The sequence below is a fragment of the Streptomyces lacrimifluminis genome, from assembly GCF_014646095.1.
Taxonomy (GTDB): domain Bacteria; phylum Actinomycetota; class Actinomycetes; order Streptomycetales; family Streptomycetaceae; genus Streptomyces; species Streptomyces lacrimifluminis.
Map to the genome: position 1 here is coordinate 1 of NZ_BMMU01000004.1, position 16,431 is coordinate 16,431.

A 16,431-nucleotide genomic window follows, 5' to 3' on the forward strand; every position below is an offset into this window, starting at 1 on the left:
CCCCGGCGCCCGCCGCCACCTCCGGTGACGACGGCGCCTACGTCACCCCGCTGGTGCGCAAGCTCGCCGCCGAGAACGGCGTCGACCTGGGCTCCGTCAAGGGCACCGGCGTCGGCGGTCGCATCCGCAAGCAGGACGTCCTGGCCGCCGCCGAGGCCGCGAAGGCCGCCGCGGCTGCTCCGGCGCCCGCCGCTGCCGCCCCGGCCGCGTCCACGGCGCGCAAGGCCCCCGTTCTTGAGGTCTCGCCGCTGCGTGGCCAGACGGTCAAGATGACCCGCATCCGCAAGGTCATCGGCGACAACATGGTCAAGGCGCTGCGCGAGCAGGCGCAGCTGTCCTCGGTCGTCGAGGTGGACATCACCCGCCTGATGAAGCTCCGCGCGCAGGCGAAGGACTCCTTCGCGGCCCGTGAGGGCGTCAAGCTCTCCCCGATGCCGTTCTTCGTGAAGGCGGCGGCCCAGGCGCTGAAGGCCTACCCGGTCATCAACGCCCGGATCAACGAGGCCGAGGGCACGATCACCTACTTCGACACCGAGAGCATCGGTATCGCGGTGGACTCCGAGAAGGGCCTGATGACCCCGGTCATCAAGCACGCGGGCGACCTCAACATCGCCGGTATCTCCAAGGCCACGGCCGAGCTCGCGGGCAAGGTCCGGGCCAACAAGATCACCCCGGACGAGCTGTCCGGCGCGACCTTCACCATCTCCAACACCGGCTCGCGCGGCGCGCTCTTCGACACGATCATCGTGCCGCCGAACCAGGTCGCCATCCTGGGCATCGGCGCGACGGTCAAGCGCCCGGCGGTCATCGAGACGGAGGAGGGCACGGTCATCGGCGTACGCGACATGACGTACCTGACCCTGTCCTACGACCACCGCCTGGTCGACGGCGCCGACGCGGCCCGTTACCTGACGGCCGTCAAGGCGATCCTGGAGGCGGGCGAGTTCGAGGTCGAGCTCGGCCTGTAACCAGCCGCCTGGGATCAACGAGTACGACGGTGCCCCGTCCGGAGTCTTCCGGACGGGGCACCGTCGCTTCCCTTCGGCCTCTTCCCAGCGGGCCTCCGTACCCGCTGTGGCGTGGGCCCTGTCCGGCCTGTAACGCTCGTCTCACGTTCGGCCGCACCGGCGCCCGGAACCCCGCTGGGCAGGGACGCGGCCGTATTGTCTATAGGTCAACGCCCCTGGGGCCGAAGCCCCTCCCTCAAGGAGCCCTCATGACCGCGCCCGTCGTCCACTCGCTGCGCGAGCAGATCCGCGAGCACATCGTGGAGGGGATCGTCAGCGGGCGCTGGAAGCCGGGCGAGCGGATCGTCGAGCGCCGGATCGCGACCGAGCTGGAGGTCAGCCAGACCCCCGTACGGGAGGCGCTGCGCGAGCTGGAGTCGCTGCGGCTGATCGAGTCGGCCCCCAACAAGGGCGTGCGCGTACGGAATCTGACCGCCGCCGACCTGGAGGAGAGCTACCCCGTCCGGGCCGGCCTGGAGGCCATCGCGGCGGAGCTGGCGGCCGGGAAGCTGGCGGACGACTGCTCGGCCCTCGAACCGCATGTCGCCGCCCTGTACGAGGCCGACCGCGCGTCGGACGGAACCGGCCAGGTCAGGCACACGGTGGCGTTCCACCGCGAGATGGTGCGCGCGGCCGGGAACTCGGTACTGCTGCACACCTGGGAGGGGCTGGGCATCGAGGTGTTCACGGCCCTGTCGATCCGCTGGCTGGGGACGGTCCAGCAGTCGTACGCGGAGGAGCACGAGGAGCTGGTCGCCGCGTTCCGCCGCCGGGATCCACGGATCGCCGAGCTGGTGAAGGCCCATGTTCTGGGGTGCGCGCCGCAAGCCTGACGCAAGCGAGCCTTTAGCCGCTCACCTGCGGAAACAGCCAAAATTGCGGCACCCGGTGCCCGCCCGAAAGGCACCCCGTGCCTACTTTCTCGTGATCAAGAGGTTTTGCCTCTCAACCCTTTGATCGATCATCGATCAGCGAGTTAGAGTCGCCGACAGGGCTCAATGACGGAGTCACAAAACCGACCCCGCCCAGAGCCCTCAGCCCTGTCCTGCCAAAGACCAAGGGCACCCCCGAACCCTTACCTACGAGGGAACCCCCTTCGACTGAGGAAGGCGGCGACATGACCGACCCCAAGGCCATCCAGCCGAGCGAGCTCGACCAGCTCCCTGACCGCGACCCCGAAGAGACCGCCGAATGGCAGGCCTCCCTGGACGCGGTCACCAAGGCGGCTGGGCCGCACCGTGCCGCGTATCTGATGCGCCGCACACTGGAGCGCGCCGAGGGCAACGGCATCGCGCTGCCCAAGCTCCTGGAGACGGACTACGTCAACACCATCCCCACCGCCGCCGAGCCCTCGGTGGACGGCGACGAGGCGATGGAGCACCGGATCGCCGCCTGGAACCGCTGGAACGCGGCGGCCATGGTGACCCGGGGCAGCAAACACGGCGTGGGCGGCCACATCGCCACCTTCGCCTCGGCCGCCTGGCTGTACGAGACCGGCTTCAACCACTTCTTCCGAGGCAAGGAGGGGGACGGCTCCGGCGACCAGCTGTACATCCAGGGCCACGCCTCCCCCGGTATCTACGCCCGCGCATTCCTCGACGGCCGGCTGACCGAGGGCCACCTCGACAGGTTCCGGCAGGAGGCGGGCGGCAACGGCCTGCCGTCCTACCCGCACCCGCGCCGGCTGCCCTGGCTGTGGGAGTTCCCGACGGTGTCGATGGGCCTCGGCCCGCTGTCGGCGATCTACCAGGCGCGCTTCAACCGTTACCTCACCAACCGCAACATCAAGGACGTCTCCGCGTCCCACGTCTGGGCGTTCCTCGGCGACGGCGAAATGGACGAGCCGGAGTCGACGGCCGCCCTCGCGCTCGCCTCCCGCGAGGGCCTGGACAACCTCACGTTCGTCATCAACTGCAACCTCCAGCGGCTCGACGGGCCGGTCCGCGCGAACTTCAAGATCGTGCAGGAGCTGGAGGCACAGTTCCGCGGCGCGGGCTGGAACGTCGTCAAGACCCTCTGGGGTACGGCGTGGGACGAGCTGTTCCAGCTCGACACCACGGGCGCGCTCGTACGGAGGCTCCGCGAGGTTCCGGACGCCCAGGTGCAGACGTACCAGACGCGCGACGCCGCCTACATCCGCGCCGACTTCTTCGGCAAGGACCCGGCGCTCGCCGAGATGGCGAAGCTGCTGAGCGACGACAGGATCCTGGAGTGTTTCCACCTCTCGCGCGGTGGTCACGAGTCCCGCAAGGTGTACGCGGCCTACAAGGCGGCGGTCGAGTTCAAGGGCGCGCCGACGGTCATCCTGGCCCAGACGGTCAAGGGCTTCACCCTGGGCGAGGGCTTCGCGTCGAAGAACGCCAACCACCAGATGAAGAAGCTGTCGGTGGACGAGTTCAAGCAGATGCGTGACCTGCTCGAACTCCCCGTCTCCGACGCGCAGTTCGTCGACGGAGTCGTTCCCTACGGCCACCCCGGCGCCGACTCTCCCGAGGTCCGTTACCTCCAGGAGCGCCGCGCGGCCCTCGGCGGCCCGGCCCCCGCCCGCCGTACGCACGCACTCGCCCCTCTCCCCGCTCCTTCGGAGAAGGCGTTCACGTCGTTCGACAAGGGCTCCGGCTCGCAGAACGTGGCGACCACGATGGCCTTCGTGCGCCTGGTGAAGGACCTGGTCCGCGACAAGGAGACGGGCCGGCGCTGGGTGCCGATCGTGCCGGACGAGGCACGCACCTTCGGCATGGAGTCGCTGTTCCCGTCCCTCGGGATCTACTCCCCCAAGGGCCAGACGTACGAGCCGGTCGACCGCGACCAGCTGATGTACTACAAGGAGGCCAAGGACGGCCAGATCCTCAACGAGGGGATCACCGAGGCCGGTTCCATGGCGGACTTCATCGCCGCGTCGACGTCGTACTCGACGCACGGCGAGCCGATGATCCCCTTCTACATCTTCTACTCGATGTTCGGCTGGCAGCGCACGGCCGACCAGATGTGGCAGCTCGGCGACCAGCTCGGCCGCGGCTTCCTGGTCGGCGCGACGGCCGGCCGTACGACGCTGACGGGCGAGGGCCTCCAGCACGCGGACGGCCACTCCCCGGTGATCGCCGCGACGAACCCGGCCGCGTTGTCGTACGACCCGGCCTTCGCGTACGAGGTCGCGGTGATCGTGCGTGACGGTCTGCGCCGTATGTACGGCGAGACGGCGCCCGGCGAGGACCCGAACGTCTTCTACTACCTGACCGTCTACAACGAGCCGATCCCGCAGCCCGCGAAGCCGTCGGCCCCGGGACTCGACGAGGCCATCGTCAAGGGCCTGTACCGCTTCAACACGGCGGAGTCGGCGGGGCTCTCACCGGTCGCCAACGCGCCGCGCATCCAGCTGCTCGGCTCCGGTACGGCGATCCACTGGGCCCTGGACGCGCAGCGGCTGCTCGCCGAGGAGTGGGGCGTGGCGGCGGACGTGTGGTCGGCGACGTCCTGGACCGAGCTGCGGCGGGACGCGCTGGACGCGGATGCGGCGCTGCTGCGGGGCGAGGAGCGGATGCCGTACGTCCGTCAGGCCCTCCAGGGGGCCGAGGGGCCGGTGCTGGCGGTGTCGGACTACATGCGTCAGGTCCCCGACCAGATCGCCCAGTGGGTCGAGCAGGACTACTCGTCGCTGGGCGCGGACGGATTCGGCCTGTCGGACACGCGTGCCGCGGCACGCCGGCACTTCGGGGTCGACGCGGAGTCGATCGTCGTGGCGGCGCTGGCGCAGTTGGCTCGGCGGGGCGAAGTCAAGGCCACGGCGGTGAAGGAGGCGCGGGAGCGGTACGGGTTGTAGGGGGTTGTTTTCCCACCCGCCCGTTTCCAGTCCGTTCGCCGGGCGCCCTCGAACCACTTGAGCGCGCCCGGCGACCGACGGCAGGGCCCGTACAGCCCAGGCAGCACCCCTCAGGCCCGGCCCGCGCTTTCAGCCCGTCCGGGGGTCCTCCCCTCTGGGGGGAGTTTGAGGACGAGCGCCTTCGGCGCGAAGGGGGCCTGGGGGCGCAGTCCCCAGGTACGGGATGGGACGGGTAGGGGCGGCGGGGGCGAAGAACCCCTCGCGCACCCCCAGGCATCATGAACCCATGCGCGCTGCCCGTCTCATCAAAATGGTGCTGCTGCTCCAGTCCACGCCCTCCATGACCGCCGCCGAGCTGGCCCGGGAACTGGAGGTGTCCGAGCGCACCGTCACCCGGGACGCACAGGCCCTGTCCGAGGCGGGCGTGCCCGTGTACGCCGACCGGGGGCGGGCCGGCGGATACCGGCTGATCGGCGGATACCGGACCCGCCTCACCGGACTGGCCCGCGGCGAGGCGGAGGCACTGTTCCTGAGCGGGGTACCGGGCGCCCTGCGCGAGATGGGGCTGGAGGACACCGCCTCGGCGGCCCGCCTCAAGGTGGCCGCCGCTCTGCTGCCCTCCCTCCGCGACGCCCCCCGCACAGCCGCCCAACGCTTCCATCTGGACGCGCCCGCCTGGTTCAGCGAGCCCACCGTCCCCGAGTTGCTGCCCGCTGTGGCGGACGCGGTGTGGGACGACCGTCCGGTCCTGGCCCGCTACCGGCGCGGCCCCGGTGACACCGACGTGGAGCGCACGTTGGAGCCGTACGGGCTCGTCCTCAAGGCGGGCGTCTGGTATCTGTGCGCCCGGGTGCCCGAACACGCCGGTCCCGAGCCCGGACCCGGGCCCTTCCGGGTGTACCGCGTCGACCGCTTCACCTCCGTCCAGGTCACCGGCCAGGCCCCCGGCCCCCACGCACGCTTCACGCGCGACGCCGGCTTCGACCTGCCGGCGTTTTGGGAGGAGCGGGCGGAGCAGTTCGCGCGGTCGATCCTGCGCGCCGAGGTCGTCGTACGGCTCTCGGCGGAGGGGGCGCGCAGACTGCCGTACACCGTCGACCCCGTGTCCGCCCGGGACGCACTGTCGGCCGGTGGCGAGCCCGACGGGCAGGGCCGGGTCACCGTGACACTCGGCGTGGAGTCGGCGGAGGTCGCCCATACACAGCTGGCGGCGCTCGGGCCGGAGGCGGAGGTACTGGCGCCGCCGGAACTGCGGGCACGGTTCGCGCGGGACGCGCAGCGGCTGGCGGCGCTGTACTCCTCCTCGGCGTGAGGCCCGCGGGCCTGTACACCCCATCACATTTCGCGTGCCTCCACGTGCGTCCCTCCCCTCCAGGCCCGATGCTGGACCCGTGATGGACGAGACGGAGTTCTGGAAGCTGGTGGACGCGACCCGTGAGGCCGCCGAGGGTGACCCCGAGGACCAGGCCGATCTGCTGGTCGAGCAGTTGCTCCAGCTCGACCCCGACTCGGTGCTCGACTTCGCGCGGCATTTCGAGGCCCGCTACAACCGGGCCTACCGCTGGGACCTGTGGGGCGCCGCCCGGGTGCTGCTCGACGGGGCCGACGACGACGTCTTCGACTTCTTCCGGTGCTGGCTGATCGGCCAGGGCCGCGAGGTCTTCGAGGGCGCCCTGCACGGCGACCCGGACTCGCTCGCCGATCTCCTGGACGACTTCGACGCGGAGATCGACGGGGACGGCGAGGAGTTGGGCTACGCGGCCGACGAGGCGTACGAGCAGCTCACCGGCACCGTCGCCCCGGACCTGGGCATCCCGCCCGCGCCCACGGAACCCGAGGGCACGCCGCTCGACCTGGAGGACGAAGGGGCGCTCGCCGACCGGTTTCCCAAGCTGTGGCAGCGGTTCAAGGGCGCCTGAGAGCCCCGTAGGCCCCTCTTCCTCCTCGACCTGTTCCTCATCCCGCCCCGCCCTGTTTCTCAGGCTGCCGTGCGGCGGCGGGTCGGGTCCGACGGGATGTACGCCTGCTGCGCGGGGTCGGCCCGTACGGCGTGGTGGTGCATGGGGGCCGCGTTGGCCTGGTCGAGGGCTGACGCCGTGACCGCCGCCGGGCCCAGGACGACCGTCGCCACCGCGCAAAGCACGGTCCACGGGTTCCGCGCGGCCCCGGCCCAGCCGCCGGAAGACCTCGTGCCGCCGGCCCGCTCCACGGGGTTCGTACGACTGCTGCTGTTCATGATCCCCACCTCCGGTCAGTGCGTACGACGAAGGTAGGACGGGGAGTTGGGGCGCCTCGTTGAATGCGCTGTGGTGTCCCTGTGAGCCGGTGGGAGGCCGTGTGCGGCTCTGTCGGCTCAGCGTCGGCCCTGCAGACGCGCCGCCGTCTGTCTGATCGCCGGGAGGCGGGCGGTGAGGGCGGCGCCGGGGCAGCTCGTCATGTAGCCGGCGTTGTGGCCCGCCAGGGCGGGCAGGGTGACGGCGGAGCCGGACGCGTAGCGGCTGAGGTCGTTGCTGGAGACCAGGCGTGCGCCGGCGCGCGGGTCGGTGCCCGAGAGGCCGAGTTTCCAGGCGGCGAGGGCGGCGATCGCGTCGGCCATGGCCTGCGGCACGGGCACGCCGGCGGTGAAGGTGCCGAGGGCGGCGATGCCGGCGGTGCGGTGGTTGAAGCCCTGGGTGTGGGCGCCGGTGACGGGACGGTCGACGCCGCCCGCGCGGCCTTCGTAGACGGTGCCGCAGCGGTCGACGACGAAGTTGTAGCCGATGTCGTCCCAGTCGCGGCTGCCGGTCTGGCCCGCGTACAGGTAGCGGATGATGCGGGGTGCGTCGGCGCAGTCGTAGCCGTTGGGCGAGTCGGTGTGGTGGACGAACACGGCGACGACCCGGTCGTCGTAGCGCGGCGGCGGCTGCTCGCGTTCGGCGTCCGCGATCCAGGCGGTACGGGGCACGATGCGCGGCTTGGCGGCGGAGTGGGTGACGGCCGGGCGGGCCGCGACGGGATGTGCCCCGCGAGAGGTCGTACGGTCGACGCCGGTCGCGCACAGGACCAGTCCGGCGGCGGCGGCGATTCCGGGCAGGCAGGCGAGCACGACGCGGGCGGCGCCCGGCACGCGGCGGACACGCGGGTTGCCCATGGACCCCTTGGACCCCATGGGCCCCACTGTGGGCCGGTTCGGTTCCGTCCGCGATGTGTGGTGTGCCACTTGGTGGAACCAACGTCCCGGTGCGGGACGTTTTTAGGGGTCCAGGCGCCGGATGCGCGCATGTGACTGATCGGCGACTGATCACCGGGCCCGTCCCGCGCGTACTACCGCATGCGAAGTGTGTGTACGGGGGACCAAGGGGTCCAGAAGAAAGGCGGCCGGAGTGGACCTGCTCGACATCCTGCTGTTGCTGGTGATCGTCGGCTACGCGGCGTCCGGATACCGGCGTGGCCTGGTGGCGGGCTGTGTCTCTCTGGCCGGGTTCGTGGGCGGCGCCGTCATCGGGGTGTGGGTGCTGCCCTGGATCATGGAGCTGGTGGAGGCGGGGACGCCCGGGGCGACGATGACGGCCGTGCTCACGGTGCTGGTGCCGGCCGTGGTGGGCCACGAACTGATGGGCAGGTTCGCGCTGAGGCTGCGCCGCGAGCTGGACCGGGGGCCGCTGCGGGTCGCCGACGGCGCCGGCGGGGCCGTGGCCAACGCGGTCGCCGTGCTGATCGTGGCCTGGGTGGCCGCGAGCGTGCTGGGCGCCTCCTCCTCGCCGGTGGTCACGACGGCGATCCGGGACTCGGCGCTGCTGGGCGCTGTGCAGGACGCGATGCCGGAGACCACCCCGACCTGGTTCTCGCGGGCCACGTCCGCGCTCACCCAGGCGGGCTTCCCGCAGGTCTTCAACCCTTTCGAGAACGAACCGGCGACGAGCGTCGCCAAGCCCACCGGGGACAGTGTCACGGCGAGCGCGACGAACGCGGCCAAGCTGAGCACGGTCAAGGTCGAGGGCGTCGCCGGCGACCAGGGCCGCGAGGGCAGTGGTTTCGTGTACGCGGCCCGGCATGTGATGACCAACGCCCATGTGGTGGCGGGCATCGACAACCCGACCGTCCGGGTCGGCGGAGTCGGGACGGCGCACGAGGCCCGGGTGGTGCTCTTCGACCCCGAGAAGGACGTGGCCGTGCTGTACGTCCCCGATCTGCGCGCACCCGTCCTACGCTTCGACGACAGTGCGAAGCGGGGCGACTCGGCGGTGGTCGCGGGCTATCCGCAGGACGGTGACCTGAATCTGCAGGCCGCCACGGTCGCCGACAAGGTGCGGGCGAGGGGCCAGAACATCTACAACAGCGAGACCGTGACCCGCGAGATCTACTCGATCCGCTCGACCGTCCGCCCTGGCAACTCCGGCGGCCCGCTCCTCACCACCGACGGCAAGGTGTTCGGCGTGGTCTTCGCCCGCTCCACGTCCGACGCCGAGACGGGTTACGTCCTGACGGTGGACGAGGTCTCCGGCGACGCCGAACGCGCGGCGACCGCGACGGCGGCGGTGGACACGGGCGACCTGGTCACGTCCTAGCCGCCCGCACCTGGGTGGCTACAGGGACCGGCCCATGAGGACGTCGTCCACGAACTTCCCGCCGAGCAGGAACTCCCCGGGCTGTACGCCCTCGATGACGAAGCCCTCCGACTCGTACAGCCTGCGGGCCGGGGTGTTGGGCCCGAGGACGCGCAGCGAGAGGCGCAGGGCGCCCCGGCGGCGGGCCTCGGCCACGGCGGCGCGGATCAGCAGCCGCCCGACGCCCGTGCCGCGCGCCTCGTCGGAGACGGCGAGCCCCTGGATCTGCCGGACGTGCGCGTTCGACGCGAGCGGAGTGGGCCGGCCGAGCTTGACGTAGCCCACGACCCGACCGTCACCGGCGACGGCCACCAGGTGGTCGCCCGGTTCGGAGTGCTCGTGGAAGAACGGCGTGTACGGCGGTCGGGCCCGGGGGGTGACGGCGTGCAGGGTGGACCAGGTGGCACGGTCGAGTCTGCCGAGGGCGTCGCCGTCCTCGGGCCGGGCGAGGCGCACGAACGGCTCGCGGCCCTCACGGCCCTCATCGGTCCCGTGTCCGTCGTGCGGCTGGTGCGGTGGAAGCGGCTCGGGCGGCATGGGGATCACTCTAGGGCGGGGGTACGACAACGGGTCCTGGGCCGGTGGCGCAGGATGGGGGCATGGAACGCTCGCGAATCGCGGTGGCCGGTGCGTCCGGTCTCATCGGTACGGCCCTGGTGCGGTCCCTGACCGCCGACGGGCACGAAGTCGCCCGCCTGGTACGGCGTGCGCCCCGGACGAAGGACGAGGTCCGCTGGGATCCCGAGCGGCGGACGATCGACGCGGCCGGTCTCGCGGGCTGCACCGCTGTGGTGAACCTGGCCGGGGCGGGGGTCGGGAACCGGCGCTGGACGGACGCGTACAGGCGGACGATCCGCGACAGCCGTGTGCTGGGCACGACGACACTCGCCGAGGCCGTCGCCTCGCTGGACGAGCCGCCGCGGGTCTTCGTGAACGGCAGCGCGATGGGCTACTACGGGGAGACCGGCGAGCGGGCCGTGGACGAGGACTCCCCCGCGGGTGACGGCTTCCTGCCGTCGGTGTGCGTGGAGTGGGAGGGAGCCGCGGGCGCCGCCGAGGCGGCGGGCGTACGGACGGTCTTCGTGCGGACCGGGCTGGTGGTGGCGCGCGGCGGCGGGGCCTGGGGAAAGCTGTTTCCGCTGTTCAAGGCGGGCCTGGGCGGACGGATGGGCGACGGCTCCCAGTACTGGTCGTTCATCGCGCTGCACGACGAGGTGGCGGCGATCCGGCATCTGATCGATACCGACGGGCTGTCCGGGGCGTTCAACCTGACGGCGCCGCAGCCGCTCACCAACCGGGAGATCACGGCGGCGATGGGACGTGTGCTGCACCGGCCGACGCTCTTCACGGTGCCCGCGCCCGTGTTGCGGCTGGTGCTGGGCGAGATGTCCGGGGACGTGCTCGGCAGCGCGCGCGTGCTGCCTAAGCGGCTGCTGGAGTCCGGGTTCACGTTCGCGTTCCCGGAGATCGACGACGCGATCCGGGCGGCGCAGGCCTGACCCTGTTCAGCGCCCCTGGCCCACACCCCGGGTGACAGGGTGCGACCGCATGCGACCGGTGTGCGACCGTGCCCTGTTCATGCGCGACTTCCGCCTGCCGCGAGCCGCCCTACTCTCGATCCGAACTCGCTTATCCCGTAAGCCTGTTGGGGCGTCGGCGCTCCGGCCGGCCGCGTCACCGCGATCGAGGGAGGGCACGTGCTTGAGCCCGCGTACCAGGCGGACGTCGTCATCGTGGGGGCCGGGGTCGCCGGACTCGCGGCGGCCCATCGGCTGACCAGCGCAGGAGTAACGACCGCGGTCCTGGAGGCCGCCCCTTACGTCGGGGGCCGGATGGCGACCGAGAAGGTCGACGGCTTCCGGCTCGACCGGATCGGGCAGCTGCTGTCCACGTCGTATCCCGAACTGCGGCTGACCCCGGGCCTCGACGCGCTCGTCCTGCGGCCCTTCGCACCGGGTGTCCTGGTGCACAGCGACGGACGCCGGCACCGTGCGGGCGCCCCGCTGGGCGGCGGGGGCGCACGGGGCGCACTCGGTGCTGTGCGCGCCCTCGCGAGCGCCCCGAGGCCGGCGAGGACGGCCAGGTCCCCTCGGCTGACGGCATCGGCGGGGGCGCGCACCGGCGCACCGCTCGGTGGGGCAGTCGGCGGCGCGATCGACCAGGCCCGTCTCGGCGCCGCGCTCACCCGGCTCGCCGGGATCCCCGTGCAACGGCTGCTGGCCCGCCCCGAGCTGCCGGCCGCCCACGCCCTGGCCAACCGCGGCCTGCCCGCCCGCACCATCGAGGGCTTCCTGCGCCCGCTGCTCGCCGCGCTGCTCTGCGACCCCGAGCTGACCACGTCGAGCCGGTGCGCGGACCTCGCGCTGCGGGCGTTCGCGAGCGGCCGGCTGTGTGTGCCGGAGGGCGGCGCGGAGACGCTGCCGGAGCTGCTCGCGCGGGCGCTGCCGCCCGGCACGGTGCGCACCGGGGTCCGGGTCACGTCGATCGCCACGAACCTCGTGACCACCGCCGACCACGGCGAACTGCGCTGCCGGGCCGTCCTGGTGGCGACCGACGCGCGCGCCGCCGCCGGTCTGCTGCCCGGCCTGCGCGTACCCGGTTTCCACCCGGTGACCGTCGTCCACCACACGGCCGACGAGGCGCCCGCGACCGGCGCGTTCCTGCTCCTGGACGCGGACCGCGGGGGCCCGGTCGCGCACACGGCGGTGGTCAGCCTCGTGGACCCGTCCCGCTCCCCCGCCGGCCGCCCGCTGATCTCGTCGACCGTACTGGGCACCCCTCCCCCGGACGTGGACACGGCCGTACGGGCCCATCTGTCCCGGCTCTACGGGATGTCGACCGCGCGCTGGGAGACGCTCGCCGTGCACCACACCGCCGAGGCGGTGCCCGCGATGCGCCCGCCGCACGATCCGCGTCGCCCGGTACGGCTGCTGGCGGGCCTGTACGTGTGCGGCGACCACCGGGACACCAGCACCGTCCAGGGCGCCCTGCACTCCGGGCACCGGGCCGCGTCCGCGATCCTGACGGACCTGGGCGCGGGCCCGATGCACGTGGCGGAGCCCCTGCTGACGACACCGACAGCAACGGGGGCGACCACGGCAGCCCCGGAGGCGGCAGCTGCGTGAGCTAGCCGAGCGCGGCGACCTTGTCGCGGTACCCCCTGACGGGTGCCGCGTCCTTGTAGGGCTCCAGGCGCCGCTCGAAGTCCCGTACGTACTCGATCGCCCGCACCGAGCGCATCTCCGTCGCCGCGCCGGCCGCCTCGGCGCCCAGCTGGCAGGCCTGGTCGAGCTCGCCGAGGCCCAGCCGGGCCGAGGCGAGCACGACGCGGCAGAAGAGGCGGCTGCGGGCGAAGGCGGGGGCGCGCAGCTGGAGCGAGCGCTCCGCGTGCTGGGCGGCGGCGCGGAACTGCTGGAGATCGCGGTGGCAGTGCCCGAACTCGTCGGCGAGCTGCGCCTCGTCGAAGAACCGCGCCCAGTGCGGGACCTCGTCGCCGGGCCGGGCCGCCTCGAGGGCGCGTTCTGCCCGTACGAGGGAGGCGGTGCAGGCCCGGACCTCGCCCAGCACGCCGTGGGCACGCGCCTCACAGGCGTGCAGCAGCGACTGGACGACGGGCGGTGCGGTGGTTCCGACGCCCTGCTGGGCCACCCGCGCGAGCTGCACGGCCTCCCGGCCGTGCCCGAGGTAGACGGCCTGCCGGCTCATGGTGGCCAGCACGTACGAGCCGTACGCCCGGTCCGCCGCGGCCTGCGCGAGCCGCAGAGCCTGGACGAAGTAGCGCTGGGCGAGTCCGTGCGCGGCGATGTCGTACGACGTCCAGCCCGCGAGCCGGGTGAGGTCGGAGGCCGCCGCGAACAGGCGGCGGCCCGTCTGCTCGCCGTAGGTGCCGCGCAGCATGGGCTCGGCCTCGTGTTCGAGGTAGCGGACGAGGGCCTGCCGGGCGTGACCGCCCCCGTAGGCGTCGTCGAGGGTCCGGAACAGCTCACCGACCGAGCGGAGCGCGGAGATGTCACCTCCGGTGACCTTCTGCCCGGGCCCGCGTTCGGCCTGCCCGAGCTGCCGGGGCACGCCGGGCCTTCCCTGGACGGGCACCCGGACGACGGGCTGGTCACCGCGCCCGACCCGGTCGTCGGGCCGCCCGATCAGCCAGTCCCGGCTGGGCACGACGAGCCCGGCCGGGGTGAAGGCGATCTTGCGCAGCTCGGCGTGGCTGCCGGAGTCCTTGCGCCACAGCCCGCTGACGATGTCGACGGCCTCCTCGGGGGTGGCCGCGAACTCCAGCCCCGCGTAGACGGGCGCGCAGGCGTCGAGTCCGAGGTCCTGGGCGGTGAGCCGTCGGCCGAGGCGCCGGGTGAACACCTCGGCGATGAGGGCGGGGGTGGTGCCGCGCGGCTGCTGTCCGCGCAGCCAGCGGGTCACCGATGTCTTGTCGTATCTCAGATCAAGGCCGTGTTCGAGGCCCAGCTGGTCCACCCGACGGGCCAGACCTGCGTTGGAGAATCCCGCTTCTGCGATGAGCGCGGCGAGCTGTCGATTGGGCGTGCGCTGCGCGGGTCGTTCCGTCATCTGCGGTGCGGTCTCCTGCCTTCGGGCCCTCTGATGTGCCCGGATTGCTGGTGAGCAGCCCTATTTGGCCTCGTGAACGGCGCGAATGTAGCGGAGCGTAAGCAGCAGATCGCACATTCCGCCGTACATTCATCCGATCGTGTGAGAATCGGGCGCCGGACTGACGGGGATCGACCGGACGTACAGTGGCTTGGGCGCGTTACGTGCCTGACGCACAGCTGCTGAGAAGCTGCGGAAACAGCCAGGGAGGCGCCCCCGTGAGTGGTGAGTTGCGGTTCGTCCGGATGGGATTCGGTGCCGACGGCGTCGAGTACGTCGACTACCAGGTGGCCTGGGACGAGCAGCGCCGGGTGCACGCGGCCCGGTTCGCCGACGAGATCCCCGACACCTGCCTGCTCCTCGAACACCACCCGGTCTACACGGCCGGCCGGCGCACCGACCCGAGCGAGCGCCCCCTCGACGGCACCCCGGTCATCGACGTGGACCGCGGCGGCAAGATCACCTGGCACGGTCCGGGCCAGCTGGTCGGCTACCCCATCCAGAAGCTGCCGCGTCCGGTGGACGTCGTGGCGCACGTACGGCGGCTGGAGGACGCGCTGATCCGTACCTGTGCGGAGTTCGGGGTGGAGACGTCGCGGGTGGAGGGGCGCAGCGGGGTGTGGGTGCTGGGCGACCCGGTCGAGCAGCGGCCCGCCGCGCTCGGCGGCCTCTCGCTGGACCTGGACCCGCGGCTGACGGACGACGAGTTCGATCCCCGGCTGAACGGTCCCGAGTACGCGCCGTCGAACGCCGGGCAGCGGCGGGAGGACCGAAAGCTGGCGGCGATCGGGATCCGGGTGGCCAAGGGGGTCACGATGCACGGCTTCTCGCTGAACGTGAACCCGGACAACGTCTGGTTCGACCGGATCATCCCGTGCGGGATCCGGGATGCGGGGGTCACGTCGCTCGCGAACGAGCTGGGGCGGGATGTGACGGTGCCGGAGGTGCTGCCGGTGGTGGAGCGGCACCTGCGGGATGTGCTGGAGCACGCGGAGCTGCGGGCGCGGGTGGTGGAGGGGGCTTCGGCGTAACGGGGACGCCCCCTACCGCGTCTGGGGGCTGCGCCCCCAGACCCCCCTTCACGCTGAAGGCGCTCGTCCTCAAACGCCGGACGGGCTGAGTATCCATTCCCGGGGCCGGGGAAACCCGGCCCCGGGAATGCACCCCCGGTCTCAAAGGTTGCCCGTCTCGTAGGGCGGGGAGCGTACGGGCGTACCCTGGTGTACGCCGAAGAATCGAAGCTACAGGGAGCCATCGTGTCCGCAGTCGCACCCGACGGACGCAAGATGCTGCGCCTGGAGGTCCGGAACGCCCAGACCCCCATCGAGCGCAAGCCCGAGTGGATCAAGACCCGGGCGAAAATGGGTCCCGAGTACACGAAGATGCAGAACCTCGTGAAGAGCGAGGGCCTGCACACCGTCTGCCAGGAAGCCGGCTGCCCGAACATCTACGAGTGCTGGGAGGACCGCGAGGCCACCTTCCTCATCGGCGGCGACCAGTGCACCCGGCGTTGCGACTTCTGCCAGATCGACACCGGCAAGCCCGAGGCACTCGACCGCGACGAGCCCCGCCGCGTCGGGGAGTCCGTGGTCACCATGGACCTCAACTACGCCACGATCACCGGCGTCGCCCGCGACGACCTGGAGGACGGCGGCGCCTGGCTGTACGCCGAGACCGTGCGCCAGATCCACCAGCAGACCGAGGGGCGGGAAGAGGGGCGCACCAAGGTCGAGCTGCTCGCGCCCGACTTCAACGCCGTACCGGAGCTGCTGGCCGAGGTCTTCTCCTCCCGGCCCGAGGTCTTCGCGCACAACGTCGAGACGGTCCCCCGTATCTTCAAGCGCATCCGCCCCGGCTTCCGCTACGACCGCTCGCTCAAGGTCATCACCGACGCCCGCGACCACGGTCTGGTCACGAAGTCGAACCTGATCCTCGGCATGGGCGAGACCCGCGAGGAGGTCAGCGAGGCGCTCCGGCAGCTGCACGAGGCCGGGTGTGAGCTGATCACCATCACGCAGTACCTGCGTCCGACCGTCCGGCACCACCCCGTCGAGCGCTGGGTGAAGCCGCACGAGTTCGTCGAACTGAAGGAGGAGGCCGAGCAGATCGGCTTCTCCGGCGTCATGTCCGGCCCGCTGGTGCGTTCCTCGTACCGCGCCGGCCGCCTGTACCAGATGGCCATCGAGAAGCGTGGTTCCTACATCGCCTCGCAGGCGGTCTGAGCGAGGTCCGGGACCGGGTACGGCCCCTGACACACCGTCACTCCCCCTGCCCAGCAGGGGCGCGGCAGACGTGTGAATTCGCGCACAAGTGACTACCCGCCAGTAACGGCTGATTCCGTGCGGTCCTGACCGTCCTCCCAGTTGAGGGCATATGTCAGGGCCGCATCGGTGTTCTCGCCTTCTGTAGCAAG

The 16,431-nt window shown here is 71.9% G+C and carries 14 protein-coding genes; 10 read left to right on the forward strand and 4 right to left on the reverse strand.

The window, feature by feature from the left end:
• From sucB to IEY89_RS07560, 5 genes are all read left to right on the forward strand, one after another.
• On the forward strand, positions 1 to 968 hold a 968-nt coding region (gene sucB / locus IEY89_RS07540), incomplete at its 5' end, for a 2-oxoglutarate dehydrogenase, E2 component, dihydrolipoamide succinyltransferase (protein ID WP_189146507.1).
• A gap of 248 nt (positions 969 to 1,216) precedes the next feature.
• Positions 1,217 to 1,840, forward strand: a complete 624-nt coding sequence (locus IEY89_RS07545) for a GntR family transcriptional regulator (RefSeq protein WP_189146508.1) — start codon at positions 1,217 to 1,219, stop codon at positions 1,838 to 1,840.
• 284 nt (positions 1,841 to 2,124) lie between these two features.
• Complete coding sequence (gene aceE, locus IEY89_RS07550; protein ID WP_189146509.1) at positions 2,125 to 4,827, forward strand: pyruvate dehydrogenase (acetyl-transferring), homodimeric type; 2,703 nt, start codon at positions 2,125 to 2,127, stop codon at positions 4,825 to 4,827.
• A 286-nt stretch (positions 4,828 to 5,113) separates the two neighbouring features.
• The gene (locus IEY89_RS07555; RefSeq protein WP_189146510.1) at positions 5,114 to 6,139 is read left to right on the forward strand and encodes a helix-turn-helix transcriptional regulator; all 1,026 of its coding nucleotides are present in this window, start codon (positions 5,114 to 5,116) and stop codon (positions 6,137 to 6,139) included.
• Between the two features lie 82 nt (positions 6,140 to 6,221).
• Positions 6,222 to 6,746 carry a DUF4240 domain-containing protein gene (locus IEY89_RS07560; RefSeq protein ID WP_189146910.1) on the forward strand — a complete coding sequence of 175 codons (525 nt, stop codon included), beginning with the start codon at positions 6,222 to 6,224 and terminating at the stop codon, positions 6,744 to 6,746.
• A 59-nt stretch (positions 6,747 to 6,805) separates the two neighbouring features.
• Here the strand turns inward: IEY89_RS07560 and IEY89_RS07565 are convergent, their stop codons facing one another.
• Both IEY89_RS07565 and IEY89_RS07570 read right to left on the reverse strand, forming a co-directional pair.
• Positions 6,806 to 7,063 carry a hypothetical protein gene (locus tag IEY89_RS07565; RefSeq protein WP_189146511.1) on the reverse strand — a complete coding sequence of 86 codons (258 nt, stop codon included), beginning with the start codon at positions 7,061 to 7,063 and terminating at the stop codon, positions 6,806 to 6,808.
• Between the two features lie 117 nt (positions 7,064 to 7,180).
• Positions 7,181 to 7,975 carry a peptidoglycan recognition protein family protein gene (locus IEY89_RS07570; protein ID WP_229695088.1) on the reverse strand — a complete coding sequence of 265 codons (795 nt, stop codon included), beginning with the start codon at positions 7,973 to 7,975 and terminating at the stop codon, positions 7,181 to 7,183.
• A 214-nt stretch (positions 7,976 to 8,189) separates the two neighbouring features.
• Here IEY89_RS07570 and IEY89_RS07575 point away from each other — a divergent pair, with 214 nt between their 5' ends.
• Complete coding sequence (locus tag IEY89_RS07575) at positions 8,190 to 9,374, forward strand: MarP family serine protease (protein ID WP_189146512.1); 1,185 nt, start codon at positions 8,190 to 8,192, stop codon at positions 9,372 to 9,374.
• Between the two features lie 18 nt (positions 9,375 to 9,392).
• On the opposite strand, the gene IEY89_RS07580 is transcribed toward IEY89_RS07575, so the two are convergent.
• On the reverse strand, positions 9,393 to 9,950 hold the full coding sequence (locus tag IEY89_RS07580) for a GNAT family N-acetyltransferase (protein ID WP_189146513.1): 558 nt from the start codon (positions 9,948 to 9,950) through the stop codon (positions 9,393 to 9,395).
• 62 nt (positions 9,951 to 10,012) lie between these two features.
• On the opposite strand from IEY89_RS07580, the gene IEY89_RS07585 reads away from it, so the two are divergent.
• Positions 10,013 to 10,912 carry a TIGR01777 family oxidoreductase gene (locus IEY89_RS07585; RefSeq protein WP_189146514.1) on the forward strand — a complete coding sequence of 300 codons (900 nt, stop codon included), beginning with the start codon at positions 10,013 to 10,015 and terminating at the stop codon, positions 10,910 to 10,912.
• Positions 10,913 to 11,110: 198 nt separating this feature from the next.
• Positions 11,111 to 12,538, forward strand: coding sequence for an NAD(P)/FAD-dependent oxidoreductase (locus IEY89_RS07590; protein WP_189146515.1), 1,428 nt, complete (start codon positions 11,111 to 11,113; stop codon positions 12,536 to 12,538).
• 1 nt (position 12,539) lies between these two features.
• Here IEY89_RS07590 and IEY89_RS07595 read toward each other — a convergent pair whose 3' ends face one another.
• On the reverse strand, positions 12,540 to 13,979 hold the full coding sequence (locus tag IEY89_RS07595) for an NsdA family TPR-like regulatory protein (protein WP_189146516.1): 1,440 nt from the start codon (positions 13,977 to 13,979) through the stop codon (positions 12,540 to 12,542).
• A gap of 284 nt (positions 13,980 to 14,263) precedes the next feature.
• Here IEY89_RS07595 and lipB point away from each other — a divergent pair, with 284 nt between their 5' ends.
• Both lipB and lipA read left to right on the forward strand, forming a co-directional pair.
• On the forward strand, positions 14,264 to 15,049 hold the full coding sequence (gene lipB, locus IEY89_RS07600) for a lipoyl(octanoyl) transferase LipB (protein ID WP_189146912.1): 786 nt from the start codon (positions 14,264 to 14,266) through the stop codon (positions 15,047 to 15,049).
• A 225-nt stretch (positions 15,050 to 15,274) separates the two neighbouring features.
• On the forward strand, positions 15,275 to 16,240 hold the full coding sequence (gene lipA, locus IEY89_RS07605) for a lipoyl synthase (RefSeq protein WP_189146517.1): 966 nt from the start codon (positions 15,275 to 15,277) through the stop codon (positions 16,238 to 16,240).
• Positions 16,241 to 16,431 lie beyond the last annotated feature (191 nt).

Excerpts from the sequence above, each read along its gene's own strand:
- IEY89_RS07545 (WP_189146508.1), top strand. The coding sequence starts at position 1,217 with ATGACCGCGCCCGTCGTCCACTCGCTGCGCGAGCAGATCCGCGAGCAC.
- aceE (WP_189146509.1), top strand. The coding sequence starts at position 2,125 with ATGACCGACCCCAAGGCCATCCAGCCGAGCGAGCTCGACCAGCTCCCT.
- IEY89_RS07555 (WP_189146510.1), top strand. The coding sequence starts at position 5,114 with ATGCGCGCTGCCCGTCTCATCAAAATGGTGCTGCTGCTCCAGTCCACG.
- IEY89_RS07560 (WP_189146910.1), top strand. The coding sequence starts at position 6,222 with ATGGACGAGACGGAGTTCTGGAAGCTGGTGGACGCGACCCGTGAGGCC.
- IEY89_RS07565 (WP_189146511.1), bottom strand. The coding sequence starts at position 7,063 with ATGAACAGCAGCAGTCGTACGAACCCCGTGGAGCGGGCCGGCGGCACG.
- IEY89_RS07570 (WP_229695088.1), bottom strand. The coding sequence starts at position 7,975 with ATGGGGTCCAAGGGGTCCATGGGCAACCCGCGTGTCCGCCGCGTGCCG.
- IEY89_RS07580 (WP_189146513.1), bottom strand. The coding sequence starts at position 9,950 with ATGCCGCCCGAGCCGCTTCCACCGCACCAGCCGCACGACGGACACGGG.
- IEY89_RS07585 (WP_189146514.1), top strand. The coding sequence starts at position 10,013 with ATGGAACGCTCGCGAATCGCGGTGGCCGGTGCGTCCGGTCTCATCGGT.
- IEY89_RS07595 (WP_189146516.1), bottom strand. The coding sequence starts at position 13,979 with ATGACGGAACGACCCGCGCAGCGCACGCCCAATCGACAGCTCGCCGCG.
- lipB (WP_189146912.1), top strand. The coding sequence starts at position 14,264 with ATGGGATTCGGTGCCGACGGCGTCGAGTACGTCGACTACCAGGTGGCC.